General features: G+C 60.1%; 14 protein-coding genes. 11 read left to right on the top strand and 3 right to left on the bottom strand.

What is annotated here, in order from left to right:
* Positions 1-8: 8 nt before the first annotated feature.
* From M1E17_RS10140 to M1E17_RS10130, 3 genes are read right to left on the bottom strand one after another with little or no spacing between them, the layout of a single operon-like run.
* Positions 9-1,346 carry a replication-associated recombination protein A gene (locus M1E17_RS10140; protein WP_457967086.1) on the bottom strand — a complete coding sequence of 446 codons (1,338 nt, stop codon included), beginning with the start codon at positions 1,344-1,346 and terminating at the stop codon, positions 9-11.
* Positions 1,343-1,702: an MmcQ/YjbR family DNA-binding protein gene (locus M1E17_RS10135; protein ID WP_457967084.1), complete on the bottom strand. Its 360-nt coding sequence runs from the start codon at positions 1,700-1,702 to the stop codon at positions 1,343-1,345. Before M1E17_RS10135 ends, M1E17_RS10140 begins: the two co-directional genes overlap by 4 nt.
* Positions 1,702-2,085, bottom strand: a complete 384-nt coding sequence (locus M1E17_RS10130) for an MmcQ/YjbR family DNA-binding protein (protein ID WP_457967690.1) — start codon at positions 2,083-2,085, stop codon at positions 1,702-1,704. Before M1E17_RS10130 ends, M1E17_RS10135 begins: the two co-directional genes overlap by 1 nt.
* Positions 2,086-2,129: 44 nt before the next feature.
* On the opposite strand from M1E17_RS10130, the gene M1E17_RS10125 reads away from it, so the two are divergent.
* The 11 genes from M1E17_RS10125 (at position 2,130) to M1E17_RS10075 (ending at position 14,891) form a co-directional block, all read left to right on the top strand.
* Complete coding sequence (locus M1E17_RS10125; protein WP_457967083.1) at positions 2,130-2,753, top strand: TetR/AcrR family transcriptional regulator; 624 nt, start codon at positions 2,130-2,132, stop codon at positions 2,751-2,753.
* Positions 2,746-2,877: a hypothetical protein gene (locus tag M1E17_RS10120; RefSeq protein WP_457967081.1), complete on the top strand. Its 132-nt coding sequence runs from the start codon at positions 2,746-2,748 to the stop codon at positions 2,875-2,877. Before M1E17_RS10125 ends, M1E17_RS10120 begins: the two co-directional genes overlap by 8 nt.
* Before the next feature lie 255 nt (positions 2,878-3,132).
* The gene (locus M1E17_RS10115; protein ID WP_457967079.1) at positions 3,133-4,647 is read left to right on the top strand and encodes an MFS transporter; all 1,515 of its coding nucleotides are present in this window, start codon (positions 3,133-3,135) and stop codon (positions 4,645-4,647) included.
* A 317-nt stretch (positions 4,648-4,964) separates the two neighbouring features.
* Positions 4,965-5,918, top strand: a complete 954-nt coding sequence (locus M1E17_RS10110) for an alpha/beta hydrolase (protein WP_457967077.1) — start codon at positions 4,965-4,967, stop codon at positions 5,916-5,918.
* Positions 5,919-6,013: 95 nt separating this feature from the next.
* Positions 6,014-6,988: an aldo/keto reductase gene (locus M1E17_RS10105; RefSeq protein WP_457967075.1), complete on the top strand. Its 975-nt coding sequence runs from the start codon at positions 6,014-6,016 to the stop codon at positions 6,986-6,988.
* A 97-nt stretch (positions 6,989-7,085) separates the two neighbouring features.
* Positions 7,086-7,514 carry an aspartate 1-decarboxylase gene (panD, locus tag M1E17_RS10100; RefSeq protein ID WP_457967689.1) on the top strand — a complete coding sequence of 143 codons (429 nt, stop codon included), beginning with the start codon at positions 7,086-7,088 and terminating at the stop codon, positions 7,512-7,514.
* Positions 7,515-7,517: 3 nt separating this feature from the next.
* Positions 7,518-8,423, top strand: coding sequence for a 3-methyl-2-oxobutanoate hydroxymethyltransferase (gene panB / locus M1E17_RS10095; RefSeq protein WP_457967073.1), 906 nt, complete (start codon positions 7,518-7,520; stop codon positions 8,421-8,423).
* Between the two features lie 1,551 nt (positions 8,424-9,974).
* A complete protein-coding gene (locus M1E17_RS10090) occupies positions 9,975-11,324 on the top strand; it encodes an MFS transporter (protein WP_457967071.1) in 1,350 nt (449 codons plus the stop codon).
* A gap of 766 nt (positions 11,325-12,090) precedes the next feature.
* The gene (locus tag M1E17_RS10085) at positions 12,091-12,849 is read left to right on the top strand and encodes an IclR family transcriptional regulator (RefSeq protein WP_457967070.1); all 759 of its coding nucleotides are present in this window, start codon (positions 12,091-12,093) and stop codon (positions 12,847-12,849) included.
* 861 nt (positions 12,850-13,710) lie between these two features.
* A complete protein-coding gene (locus M1E17_RS10080) occupies positions 13,711-14,331 on the top strand; it encodes a helix-turn-helix domain-containing protein (protein WP_457967068.1) in 621 nt (206 codons plus the stop codon).
* Complete coding sequence (locus M1E17_RS10075) at positions 14,328-14,891, top strand: DUF6036 family nucleotidyltransferase (protein WP_457967066.1); 564 nt, start codon at positions 14,328-14,330, stop codon at positions 14,889-14,891. Before M1E17_RS10080 ends, M1E17_RS10075 begins: the two co-directional genes overlap by 4 nt.
* Positions 14,892-14,905 lie beyond the last annotated feature (14 nt).

Below are 14,905 nucleotides of genomic sequence, written 5' to 3'. Positions count from 1 at the left end.
CGAAGAGCTCAGTCGGTTTCGGAGGTAGTGGAGTTGTTGCGGGTAGAAGCGCTTGGGCCGGCGGTCCGCCGTTGTGCCCAGTGGCGGAGCCGCTCGGTGATGGCACGTTCGTATCCATTGGTGGTGGGTTCGTAGAAGGTCTGCCGAGGCATGCCGTCGGGAAAGTAGTCGGCACCGGAGAACCCGGTGTCGGTGTCGGGGTCGTATTGGTAGCCCTTGCCGTAGCCGAGGTCCTTCATCAGCCGGGTGGGGGCATTGAGGATGTGAGCAGGCGGCATCAGCGACCCGGTTCCTCGTGCTGCGGCGCGGGCCCTGTTGAAGCCGCGGTACACGCCGATCGACTTCGGCGCGGTTGCGAGGTAGAGCACGGCTTGGGCGATCGCGAGTTCGCCTTCCGGGGAACCGAGACGTTCATAAACGTCCCAGGCGGCGAGGGCCTGCTGTACGGCGTTGGGGTCAGCCATGCCGATGTCTTCGGTGGCGAACCGGGTGATGCGGCGGGCGATGAACAACGGGTCCTCGCCGCCGTCGAGCATTCGAGCCAACCAGTAAAGGGCAGCATCCGGATCCGAGCCGCGCATCGACTTGTGGAGCGCCGAGATGAGGTTGTAGTGGCCCTCTTGAGCCTTGTCATATAACGGTGCACGCTTTTGCACCGCGGCAGCGAGGGCAGGCGAGTCAACGGGAGCGGGGAGGGCGTGCACCTGTTCGATCATGTTCAGCAGATACCTGCCGTCTCCGTCTGCCATCGCGATGAGCGACTGCCGGGCGTCCTCATCCAACGGCAGCGGTGCACCGAGTATGTGTTGGGCGCGATTGATGAGGGTGCTGAGCGCTACGTCGTCGAGGCGTTTCAGGACGAAGACCTGGCAGCGGGACAGCAGTGCACCGTTGAGTTCGAAGCTGGGGTTTTCGGTGGTTGCGCCGACGAGGACAATCGTGCCGTCTTCGACGTAGGGCAGGAACGAGTCCTGTTGGGCGCGGTTGAAGCGGTGGATCTCGTCGACGAAGAGCAGCGTGCCCTGCCCGACCTCGCGCCGGCGCTGGGCCGTCTGAAACACCTTCCGGAGGTCCGCGACACCGGAGAAGGTGGCGGAGAGCGGTTCGAACGCCAGGTTGGTTTGCTCTGCGAGGAGGCGTGCGATGGTGGTCTTCCCGCAGCCGGGTGGGCCCCACAGGATCATCGATACGAGTCGTTGCGCGCCGACCATGCGCCCGATCGAGGCATCTGCGGCAAGGAGGTGATCCTGGCCGACGACGTCGGCCAGGATGCGCGGGCGCAGCCGGTCGGCAAGGGGCCGGGAGGAGTCATCCATGTCGAAAAGCGACAGGGGTTGCTCGCTCACGATCGCCGCTCCGGATGGTGGCCGGAAGCGAGGTCGTAGGAGTCCTCCACCAGGTTCTCGATAAGCCGCTTCGTCACACCTGGGCCGGGTCCGACGGAGATCCAGTGCCGTTTGTCGAGGTACTGACCGGGGGTGATCGTGTCGTGGTCGCGGCGGAGCGCGTCGCTGTGGTGCGGGTCGGCCTTGACAGTGATGATCTGCTGTTCGGGGTCGTCTTCGGTGATGATGAGGAACACTTTGCCACGCACCTTCCACACGTCGAGGTGGGGCGTGAACGGCCGCCCATTGCTGACATCGCCCAGTGCGGCTGCGGTGTTACGGGCAGCCTGTTGAAGCCGGTCACCGGAGAGGGTCATCAGCCTGTCCTGCCAAACAGGACGGGGTCAACGGGGCGCTTCGCCTTGGGCAGATTTTCGACGACGAGCAGGTAAGACTCGGTAACCAGCTCATCAACGAGGGTCTTCGTCAGGGTTCCGCCGGGGTGCAGCGTGATCCAGTGTTTCTTGTTCATGTGATAGCCGGGCGTGATGTCACCGTGTTCCTCGCGAAGTGATTTTCCATCTTCAGGGTGGGCCTTGACGATCACGATGGGTTGGCCCGTGACCTCGGTCATCAACATGAAGACCTTCTCCCCCACCTTGAACACGTCCCAGTCGGGCCCGAATGGGTGCGCGAGTCCGGCGCCCGGCAGCTCTTCGACGCGGTCCCTGGCGCGCTGTTGAAGCATGTCACCGTTCACGTATCCTCCTTCGTCGCGTTTCATCCAAGTCGAAGTGTGTACCATTGTACGCACTTGGTCTGACGGAGGAGGAACCGGTGCGGAAGGGCAAGCCGAACGATCCGGAGCGCCGGGCGCGAATCCTGCGCGCAGCCCTCGAAATCATTGGCATGGAAGGGGTTCACGCCGCCTCGTATCGGCGTATCGCCGCGCAGGCTGGTGTGCCGCTGGGGTCCACAACGTACTACTTCTCCGATCTGGAGGCTCTGATCGTCAGTGCGTTCGAGACACTCCGGGATGGCCTGGAGCCGCGATACGCGGCCCCACTGCGCGCCGCCCAGAACAATGCCGAAGCAGTTGATGTGCTCGTTGACGCCACGTGCGGCACGACAAGCCCGACCCTCGATGACATCCGGCTCTACGAGGAGATGCGCCACTACGGGGCACGAAGCTTTCAGGTGGCGGACCTCCTCCGCGACTTCCAGGAAGAATCCCTCGTGATCCTCCGTCGCTCCTTCCCCGACGGTTCCGCCCGAGCCGTCGACGCTCTCATGTGGGGGTGGTGGAGTTATCGCCTCTTCCACGAAGACCTGCCGCTCGACCAGAACATGGTCCGCCGCGCATACCAAGCCCTCGTCAACCTCCCCGTTACCGAATCCATAGCAGCACAGGAGACCCACCGTGACTAAAACCATGCGCGCTATCCGACTGACCGGACCCGACACACCCAGCGAACTCACCGTTTCACAGGTGCCAATCCCCGACGTGGAGCCTGGACAGGGGCGCATCCGCGTGATGGCGCTCGGCGTTTAACCGTTTTGGCGCAAGCTAAACCGCTAGTGCCACAGCCGGAGCCATCGTCGGGGCACGAAACGAGGTGAGGCTCACCCGGCACCACAGCCAGGTTCGGGGACGATACAAGCTTGCAAGCGTTGCATTGGCGAATGTCTTATGGATCACCCTGAAGATAGCTGCTTAGGTGTCCCTACCGATGCAAGACCGCGGCCATATGGCCTGCGATCCACGCAGCGACCTCATCTAGCATGTGTGATTCAACGAAGGATGCCAATGTCTACTGGAGACCAAAGATTTGGGAATGCCACCGGTGCCCATCATGGCAAGCGGCGTTTGAAATTAAGCGACATCCGCATAGTCAACAAGGCTGCCTTGAGGCGCGCTGTTGCCGGAACTGTCGTCGGAAACATTATCGAATGGTATGAGTTCGGTGTATTTGCCTACCTCATAACGGTAATGGGCCCGGTCTTCCTGCCGCAGGCCGACTCGACAGTTCAGGCTCTGTACCTATATGGCACATTCGCAGTAACTTTCGTTGCCCGACCGCTGGGGGGCGTATTCTTCGGATGGCTGGGAGACAGGATCGGGCGACGTAAGGTCCTGACCTTCACGCTGCTCCTGATGTCTGTCGCCACGTTTGCTACCGGTCTGCTCCCGGGCTACGCCGTCATCGGCCTCTGGGCTCCGGCACTTCTCGTGTTCCTGAAACTGCTGCAAGGGTTCTCCGCCAGCGGCGAATACACCGGTGGTGCGACTTTCTTGAGCGAATACGCCCCGGATAAGCGACGGGGTTTCTATGTTGGATTTATGGGCTCCAGCTACCTCGGATTCGCCTTTGGTGCCGGTTTGGTAGCTGTTCTTCAGCTAGGGCTTGGTCAGGATGCGATGCAGTCCTTCGGCTGGCGTATTCCGTTTCTCATCGCAGGGCCGCTTGCCGTCATAGCCCTGTACTTCCGCTATAGGATCGAAGAGTCGCCTACCTTCAGTGCCGTCTTGAAGGAGCGCGCTGAGGAATCCCGGAAAACCGGCGAGTTGGCCAAAAACCCGGGTATTGTGCAGGTCATTCGGGCCCACGGACGATTCATCCTGCCCGTCATGGGCGTCGCGGCCGCCGGCAATGTCATTGCCTACACCATGACGTCCTTCACTCCGACATATCTGAATCAGACGCTGGGCTTCCAAGGATCCCTCGGCACTCTTGTGATCTTTCCCTTGTTCGTCCTTGCGGCTTTCGCAACCCAGTTCTTTGCCTCGCTCTCGGACAAGATAGGCAGGAAGCGAATCCTGTTCAGCGGCGCAATCCTGGGCGTCGTGCTTCCTATTCCGGCGTTTATGATGATGGGGTCCGGCCAGCTTTGGGGTGCACAACTCGGGACACTTTTCATCATGATCTGCGCCACTCTCTTTTCGTCGAGCTACGCTTCTTCGCTGCCTGAACAGTTTCCTACGCCGTCGCGTTCCAGCGCTCTTGGGCTTGCATACAATGTGGGAAATGCTGCCTTTGGCGGTACGGCTCCACTGGTTGTTGCTGCGCTTATCGGAGTTACCGGGAACAAGATGGTGCCTGCCTACTACCTGATGGGCGCTGCCCTTCTGGGACTAATTTCCGTCTTTTTCCTCAAAGAAACAAGCAGGAAACCACTAGATGGGTCCATGCCCAACGTGGAAACAAGCGAAGAAGCCCAATACCTCATTGATACCCAGGACACCAACAACCTCCTCGATTCAACGGAACTGCCTCTCGCCCTGGTTGCTCATTCAGAGACCGAGGGCGGAGGTCGTATTTAGGCCGTTCGAGCTTCTTGGCGGTTGGGCCGGCCGACCCCACAGGGACGTATCCGCAGCCGTAATGACTTCAATATCGACATGAACTAAGCCGGGGGCGCCGGGACGTCATTCCAGGAGCATCAAAGCCGCCAAGGAACCAAGCTTCATATACCACCGTCCTGGAGAACGAGGGTGGGGGCCAAGTTCTTCTGGCTTTCTTTGCATGCGCGGAGTGCCAGCGGTCGCCAGCTCGTGAAGAGAACAGTCTGGCTCTCGACCTCGCCGCCCCCACTCGATCCGGATCTTGACCACTTTGATAAGAAGAAGGGTGTTTCACTATGAACGATTCGCAGGCAGCCACGATCGACCTCGAACTTGTGGAGCTTGACCATTGGGGGATGTCACCGGATGCAATCCTCCTGGATGAGAGCGTAGCTTCGAGGAGGGACCTTGCCACTTTCGAGTTATCAGAAAACGACAGGGCGTCCGACTACCATCTGACGTCCGAGTCCCTTCCGCAGGACGGCGTTCCCGCCGGGAAGTACTACCATTTCCGCTGGACCAGTCATGCCGTCTACCCCGGCGTCACCAGCAGTGTCTACCTGTATCTGCCCCATGGCGCTGAGGAAGCTGAATCGGTCAACTTGATGATCTGCCTGGACGGCCTGGAGTACTCCGGAGAGAAGTGTCGTGCCACCACAGTGCTGGACAACCTCGTGCATAAGGGCGAGATCCCCATGACCGTGGGCCTCTTCCACAACCCGGGCGAGACCGGACCGGGCTACCCGCTCATGGGCGGGAGCACCAACCGTGCTGTTGAGTACGACACGGTCAATGAGGACTTCGCCCGCTATCTGGTGGAGGAGCTGTTTCCTGTCATCCGGACCAAGGTCAGGCTGACCGACGACCCCCGGGGCCGCGTCATCTGCGGCTTCAGCGCCGGCGGCGCAGGTGCCTTCACCGCTGCCTTTCATCGCCCGGACGAGTTCGGGAACGTCGTCTCGCACTGCGGCGGCTTCATCAACATCCTCGGTGCACACAATCTGCCCAGCATGGTCCGGCGCGCGCCGCGAAAGCCGATCCGGGTCTGGCACCAGTCAGGCAAGCGCGACGTCGACATCATCTACGGCAACATCCCCATCGCCAACCACGACCTCGACGCAGCCCTGAAGTATCGCCGCTACAATTCGATGTTCGTGTTCGGCAGCGGCGGACACACCCTCGCCCATGGCGGAGCAGTGTTTCCCGAGACACTCCGCTGGATCTTCCGCGACCAGATTGAAGACAAATGAGTGGATACCAAAGCGCAGGGAATGCGTAGCAAAGAAACGATGCTGCACGGAATAGAGCCTACAAACAAGGAAGCCCGGAGAAAGGCACTTTGTCCATGATTCGCTTCGACGAACGGCCCGTTACAAGCGCAGGGCTCCGCAGCACAGTGCTGGGTTTTGGCGCCATGGAGTTACGGGGGGCCTCGCACCGTGTGCCTCGATTACTCGATGAGGGAGTTGCAGAGTTGCTCCTCAATACGGTGCTGGACGAGGGCATCCGATTCATAGATACTTCGATCGACTATGGAGAGAGTGAGGGGCTCATAGGGCGCTACATAAGTCATCGTCGGTCGGAGTATCTGCTGGCGTCCAAGGTTGGCTGCCCGCTGGACCACCAGCCTGATGGCCCGTCCAACGGCCCTCTTATCCATGACTATTCGCCTGCGAATATCCGCGCAGGAATCGAGCAAAGCCTCTCGCGTCTACGCACTGATTACTTGGACCTGGTACAGGTCCACATTGGGCCCTCTGTTGCGGTTCTTCAACGTGATGACGTGTTGGGGACACTGGAACGTGCCCGAGCGGAAGGCAAGGTTCGAGCGATTGGCATATCTTCCACTCTTCCGGACCTCTCTGACCACATCGACCTCGGCGTATTCGAGACTTTCCAAATCCCGTATTCCGCACTCGACCGTTCTCTCGAAAATTTTCTTCCGCTTATCAATGCCACCGGCGCGGGCGTCATAGTGCGGGGAGGAACGGCACGCGCGGCGCGAGCCAAATGGAAAGTGGACAGCGGGCATGTGTCACAGGCTGATCTTGCCTTGGACGATCTGATGGATGGCGACAACTTGCAGGGATTCCTCCTTCGCTTCGTGATGACCCGGGCGGAAGTGTCCACAGTGATCGTCGGAACAGCCTCTCCTGAGCATGTACGGGAGAATGCCAAGGCTGCAGCTCGAGGAATTCTGGCGGAGGACGTATACACAGAAGCACTACGGCGATTGGATACTGCTGGATTCCCCACTTCAAAGCGTTGCCCCGCTCCAAACGGTCAGAGACCGGCCGCACGAAGATTCGGGCGTCGGTAATCGCCAAGCCTTTCCATCCTTGACACGAAAACCGTCGTTTCCCAGGTACCACGCCCGTGTCGAACGAACCCTCTAGAGGTAATTTCAAATGCAAATGATGACTCGTATGATGTTCAAGTCCAAAATCCACCGCGCCACGGTCACGCACGCGGACCTGCACTACGTAGGCTCCGTCACCGTAGACCTGGACCTGCTGGAGGCAGCCGACATCCTCCCAGGCGAAGTCGTTGCGATTGTCGACGTCACTAACGGCGCACGTCTGGAAACTTACACCATCGCCGGCGAACGTGGCTCCGGCGTGATCGGCATCAACGGACCGGCCGCACACCTGGTCCACGAAAATGACATAGTCATTCTCATTACCTACGCGAATATGACCGCTGAAGAAGCCAAGGTTTACGACCCCAAGGTGGTCCATGTGGACCAGCACAATAGGATTCTCCGGCTCGGCAACGATCCCGCTGAAGGCATCACCCCGGGACTGACCCGCCCACCCTTCGCATTGAACAACAGCGAGGTGAGGTGATCTATGGGCACCAATAACAGACCTGAAGAAGACACCTCAGCTGAGGTTCCGGCCCCCTACGGGGCGGGTCTCTCGAGGATCGGGGTTCCGGCTCCTGGGACGCCTAGGCGGCCAGATGGCAGGATCCGGACCCATCATTTGCAGCTGGCGAAGTACAACGGTGAACGCTTTGCCATGCTCACCGCTTACGAACAGTACACGGCGGAAGTCTTCGACCAGGCCGGCATCGAGGTCCTCCTCGTGGGTGACTCGGCTTCCAACAATGTTTTCGGCAACGAAAACAGTCTGCCAGTTACCGTGGATGAGCTGCTGCCGTTATGCCGGGCAGTGGCGCGTGCTGCCAAGCGCGCCCTCGTTGTTGCCGACTTGCCATTTGGGAGTTATGAGGTGTCAGCGGGTCAGGCCGTGGCCACTGGTGTGCGGTTCCTTAAGGAAGGCCTCGCGCATGCGGTGAAAATTGAAGGGGGCAGCTTTTTCACGGAAACAGTGAGGGCAATGGTCCAGGCCGGTATCCCGGTCATGGCACACATCGGCTTCACCCCGCAAAGCGAACACGCCCTTGGCGGCTACCGGGTCCAGGGCCGTGGGGATGACGCCAACCGGCTGATCCAGGACGCGGTTGCCCTGGCGGAGGCTGGTGCCTTTTGCGTGCTCATGGAAATGGTGCCGGCCGAAACGGCAGCGGCAGTTGATGCCGCCGTTTCCGTTCCGACAGTCGGTATCGGTGCCGGAAACGGGACCACCGGGCAGGTCCTCGTGTGGCCTGACATGGCCGGACTGCGGGCCGGCAGGATGGCGAGATTCGTCAAGCAGTACGCGGACATCCGCACTGCACTCAGCGACGCGGCCAAAGCCTACGGCGACGAGGTCCGCTCCGGGCAATTCCCCGGCCCCGAACACACCTTCTGAACGGTTTAGCATCCTTGCTCCAGATTGGACAGAAGTGATCCATATGCAAGTGATCTAGGTCAGAGACGGGCGACATCGTAAGTATGAAGCTCAGGGCGGCATGCACCATACGGACAAATGGCGGTCCTTCGACGGCTTGATCGTCGAGGTCTGGCTGGATGGAGGGGTGTATCGCCGCGGATTAGTTGACGATGCCATGCTCGACGGTAGCGGCCTGTGGATTGCTCCTGAGGCCTTATGCCAGCGGGAATTTTTAGATGCTGCTCTCGGGTTGGAGGTTTGGACCAGTCTCTATCCGCGCTCAAGGTGGGACAACACTGCTTCGGCAGGTCCGATGCGGCGACGACGAAGGGCAGTGCCTGGGCGGAAGTTCCAGAGGGGGCCTCTGGTGCGCCTATTCGTGGCTTTGTAGGATGAGCCCCCACGGCAGGGCCGGACGCGCGGCGAACGATGTATCGGCCGGGCCGTGTCTGAGTAATCATGATCCCAGTCGCATGACGAACTGCGGCGTCCTCTGTTTGAACTACCGCATCGTCCAAAGCACTGTCCACAAGTGAGGGACTTTCGATGGTGACCTCCATCATTCCCGGTGACGGTCGCTTGATAGGTCTTTCTGCCAGCGCAAACATTCATGTGTTGAGTTTTCCGCTCCTTTCGTATCTGACGGGGCAGGATTTCTTCTCAAGATGGGGACTAACCCTTGCGTCTCCGCTGTCGTCAGCGAGAAGTGGTACAGGAGAACCAGCGGGGTGCCGCCGAGTCAGCGGTGCCGCTTGCCGCGTGTGAGGCCAAATCCGGCTTGGAAGCGGGGTGTTGCGGTGTCGAGTGGGACGTCCTCCCTTGACGCTTTCGACGGTTTCCATGGACGAACGGATATCGAACGGCAGGCGTCCCCTCATTGGGACGCGTCCAAGGAATGCGTCGAGCACGACATCATCGCTCGTCCAAACTTGCCGATGACGGTGGTACCGAGGTCGACGAGAGGGCCGACTATGGCGGGGCGTTCCAAGAACACCGATATCGAGGCTCACCCGAACCGCCTGGTCTTCCAAGCCACCCATATGGTCGTGGTGCTAGAGCACCTCAGGGAACGGCTCATCGACTCCTTCGACACCCAATTTATCTGGGAAACAAACTCTCAAAGAAAGTCATAGACACGGTGGCCGAAGCGCAGAATCTGTCAACGGAAGGAAAGTTCTCAAACAGTCATCCGCAGATCTCTGGGAGGCGTGACAAGCTGGGCCCGAGGGCACCAATCAGCGGTTACATAGACGCCGGACTACTAACGGCCCACCACGTCCACCGCGCCAAATCGGTTAGCGTTGGCCGCCGACCTGCGCCTCGACACGCCAGCCGAGCGCTCCAAGACAACCCGAGAATCTCATCAACAGTGTCGCGGTTTCCCCCGTAGGAGTGCTGGATCGTTGACACAGGACCTTTGTGACGTGCATCATAGGTGTGCCGTTGTGCCGCCTAATGGAACGTTGTGCCAAATTCGGCAAAAAATCGGGTGGAAACTATCAACCACCTGGACTACTCGGAGGTTATCCAGTGACTTATACAACGCCGCCTGGTGCGGCTAATACGGAAGTAGCTAAGGCTGCTCATCGTCGCGTCGGACCCGCAGTTGTCGTGGGAACCGCCCTCGAATATTTCGATTTCTTTTTGTACTCGGCGATGGCCGGACTCGTGATAGGCCCCACGTTCTTCCCCTCATCGGACTCGACTGCAAGCGCAATGGCGGCCCTCGCAACGTTCGGCGTCGGGTTCCTAGCCCGGCCACTTGCGGGACTGGTGTTCGGCATTATCGGAGATAAGTTCGGACGCAAAGTGGTGTTGTCCTGGAGTCTCATCCTGATGGGCGGATCCACGGGACTGATGGGATTGATTCCTTCGTACGACTCCATCGGCGTGGCAGCGCCAATCCTGCTGGTCCTGCTTCGCATCTTTCAAGGTGTGGGCGCAGGCGCAGAGTTCAGTGCTGCTATAACGGTCTCCTACGAGCATGCCGGGGACGGCAAGCACGGGCGGTTCGGCTCTCTCCCTACACTAGGAGTCAACTTGGGTGTCTTCTTCGCCTCACTCGCGGTGGCCGGGTTGGCCCTGATCGGCGACGACTTTTTCTACTCCTGGGGTTGGCGAATCCCCTTTGTAATAAGCTTTCTCGTTGCCGTCGTGGGATATGTTATTCGCCTGAAGCTACCGGAAAGTCCCGATTTCGAGGCAATGCCAGTGGCAGAAACCCGGAGAAGCTGGCTTCGTGTTCTGGCCGACCTATTCAGGTCGGACTGGAGAGGCCTGGTCATCGTATTTGCTGCCTACGCTGGCTACGCACTCATCGCGACCCTGTGGAAGACATTCTCTATTTCTTACCTTGCTGAATTCAAAGACATAGGCGGTGCTGTCAGCAGCTTCGGCATAACCTTGGCCAGCGCGGTCGCAATTTTCTGGACGCCCATTTGCGGCCGACTTTGCGACATGATCCCTGTTCAGAGAGTCCTGGCGTTCGGCGGCCTGCTGGTCATCCTCTACGCGTTCCCTTTCTTCTGGCTACTCAACACAGGAGTCCCGCTGTACATCTGGATCGCCTTGATTCTCGGCACGGGCCTTCTTGCGCCACTTCTCTCCGTAGCCGCAAGCCCCTTTATGGCGCGCCAATTTGCGACCAAAACCCGTGTGACTGGAATAGGCGTGGGCAAGGAATCGAGCGGCGCAGTTGCCGCCGGATTCGGTCCGGTGCTGGCCCTGGCACTTATAACAGCCTCCGGGACCGGTAGCACGGCCGCCGTTTCTGGCATGTTCATCGTCGGAGGCATCTTGTTCGTGTTCGCTGCCTGGCGAGGCCGTACAACACCACCCTCCATCGCTAAAGCGGACCAATCGCTGTTGACTGAGGTTTGATCCAATAAACCTGTTACAGAAGGCTGCGCCACACCAGCACGCAAGTGATACGAGAACCGCGTTCACTTGTAGGGCCGCGCTATCCGCCAGGTCGCACTTTCCTTTTGTCAACTGCCCCGAAGTGATATTCAGTTGGGCGGCCTTAGACGATTTGATCCGCACACGCTGGCCGCATCCAAGGCAACCTAGACTTGCGGTGTCATCGTGGAAGCCGAAGGGGTGATTGACTGCCCCGGCCCTCACCAGGGCCGGGGCACATCAACCAAGAGATAGGCACAAGCGATCGCCTGGCAGCGCGAGTGGCCTTCCTAGCTTTTGAACGTGAACAGAGATCATGCTGGCAGTTGTCACTCGCCGGTACGTAATGGGGATTTCCTCTGATGGGGTCACCCCGACGGTTGTCTTATGCTGGGCTCGCTCACCCGGGCGCCGTCGGGCTGGCAATCCTCGGCCCGACCGCTTCCCCCACAGCTGTCGCGAAACTCAATGAGAAACTGGGCTCCTAAAGCCGCTGAGCGCGGGCTTGGGTCCTCGTTCACCGCGGGGAAGTATTCCCAGAGACATTCCGCTGACTCCCCCACGACCAGGTCGGATACGGGTAACCCGACTCGACGACAGCCTCGAAGTGGTCGATAAATCCCATAGTGAAATCACAGCTCGATTCAGCGGCGTCCGTGCAGATGGAGTTCGGCGTCTCGGCTGGTACTTCGGGACGCAGTAAGCTGGCGAGATAATCTGCAGTGTCGGCTTAATTGGGAGGAACCGGGTGGCCAGCGACGGCGTGAGAAGCGTGTTGACGGCAATGCGCGTGCTGGAGAGGCTTACCGAGCCCGGTCTGGTTGGCGTATCGCAGCTGGCCAGAGACTTGGAACTCCCGAAGTCGTCCGTACAGCGGATGCTCCGCACGCTTCAGGAGGGAGGTTGGGCCGCCGAGGTCCATGGCCAAGTGACACGCTGGACGCTCACGCCGAAAATGTTCCAGTTGGGGCAGCGACACCAAGCTGGCAATGATCTCCGCACGATAGCGCTACCGGTGATGGAGCAGCTTCGGGAGGAGACCCGAGAGACCGTACATCTCGCGACGGTTAAGGGGGACTCTGTCTTTGTCCTAGAGACTCTCGACAGCCCTCAAGCGGTGCGCGCGCACGTCTCTCCAGGTATGTCGATACCACTGTTGGCCTCCGCCCACGGGCACGCCCTTCTGTCGACACGGTCTGACAACGAGGTCCAAGGAGTCCTGCTCCGGGGACTGACCGCCTACACACCATTTACCATCACGGATGTTGATACTCTTGCCTCTGCCATTCATCAAACCCGGGTGCGCGGCTACGCAGTGAACGACCAGCAGTGGCAAGAAGGCGTCCACGGTATTGCAGCGCCGATCGTTGTCGCGGGGGTAGGGGTCGCTGGGATAGGCATCTCAACCCCGGTTCATCGAATGTCTGCTGAGTTGCAAGACAAGTTCGGGGAAATACTGGTGAAGGCTGCCATGGCCATCGCCCATGGCCTGGGAGAAACGCTCTGAGCCCGGGGTTCCGTGAGTCCGTTGCGCCTTACTGACATTGTCGAGAAACCACAGCCCCAAAGACCCAGTAAACAATTGACGCGGTCCTTCAGCGCTGGGCGCGGGGGTGACCGTGATCGGCAGCGAAACCGTCGAAATGGTCATCCAGGGTCGCAGCCCAAGTCAAGGTACTTAAAACACCAACGCGCCATCGTAAGGCCTTGAGCTGTTCGCGTTTTCGGGTCGCGCCAGCGAACCATGAAGGACTTGGAACCGTCCTTTTTGATGCGCGTACTGATGCTGGCCACGTAAAAAGGCTACGCCGCTGTACACACATTTTGGGGTTTTGTACACAGTCAGAGGCCCAATGGGCCTCTGACATGGGTAAACACTGTGCCCGAGGTGGGACTCGAACCGCATTCCAAACCCTGCAAACACTGGGAAGTCCAGAAAACATACGCAATCCGAGCCAATCCGACCGATGTACAACCCGATCCGAAGCCAAATTTGTGGACATTGTCCACACACCAATTTCGTCGCTTCAGAGCTTTCAGACCAACGACCGCACCCCGTAACGAAAGGATGCGGTTCTTCTGTGTCCCGACTAACAATCCGAGGCTCCGCCCGGGCCTGAACCCACGGCCGTAGGGCACGCCTGGAGGCAGTAGCTCCTGCGTTCACAACCAGGTCGGCATCCAATCTCTCCACGGCGGCCGCACCTCCCTTCGCCAACCTCATGATCCGCGCGACCAAGACTCAGCTGGACCGATCAATAGCATGCACTGAAGTTGGCATGCCCCATACGAGCCAGCTGACCGCGGACACCGCTATCAGATGCACATGTCACCATTCGGTGACACAATGGACCGTAGAAGGGATGCCATGACACTGGAAAGCACCATCGAGACGCCCGCAGCAGCCGGCGCCATCATCCGCGCCCGCCGCACAGCCCGCGGACTGTCCCAGCAAACCCTTGCCGACATGGCCGGAGTGTCACGGAAGTTCCTCATCGATCTGGAAGCCGGCCACGACCGCGCCGAACTCGGCAAAACCCTAGCCGTCATGAGCGCTCTCGGCCTGACCTTGGCCGCCACAGATCCCATCCCCCGCGGCAGCGACTTCGACCCGGCACGGCGCGACTACGCGACAACCTTTACGCGGCTCATCGCCGAACGGGACTTTGAGTTCGCGATCAAAATGCTCGCGGATTACGCCAACGCATCCCTCATCGCCGGCAGACCGCTCCTCCAGCGCAGCCCCCGCCTCAAAGACCCGCGCTGGTCAGCAGCCCTCGCTGGAATCACCAACTACACTGCACACCGCCTCGGCCAACCAGCGCCATCCTGGACGCGACGGATCAAGCCCCTCGACGCGGCGTGGATGCCGGCAGAGTCCTACCGCAGCATCCGGGAACCTATGAAAGAACTCACCCGCGCCCAAACGCCGCCGGAACTCGCCGCCCTGAACGTCTTCATCCGCGAACGCAGCCTGGCCACCGCATGACCGGCGGAGAACTCACCGCCGCACAAATCCGGGCCCTCCTCCATGAACTCGGCAGGCGCCTACAGGCCGCCGGCGCTCACGGCGACATCAAGTTAGTGGGCGGCGCTGCCCTCGTCCTTCAGGGCATCGGCAACCGCCCCACCGCCGACATCGACGCCAGCTACGCCGACCCACACACCATTCACGCCGTCGTCGCCGACATGGCCACGGACTACGACCTCGCCCCCGACTGGCTCAACACCAACGCCTCAGCTTTCGTCCCCGACAACGCCACCTGGGTCAACCTTGAACAACTCGACGGACTCACCATCCAGGCCGCAGACACCGAAACGCTCCTGGCCATGAAAATCGCCGCCGAACGCGACAAAGACACACTCGACATCGCCCGTCTCCTACACCGGCTCAACATCACCAACGCCGCCGAAGCCGTCGACCTCGCCTACAACAAATACGGCAGCCACTCCATCCCCCTGGCCGCAGGCCGCGACAACTACCTCATTGTCGTCGGCGACGCCCTCGACGCAGCCACCGCCCTCGACGAGTCTGAAACAGACGAGTGAAACATCAGCCAGTC

This window comes from Arthrobacter sp. D1-29 (assembly GCF_054130585.1).
This window is presented reverse-complemented; position numbering and strand designations above follow the sequence as displayed.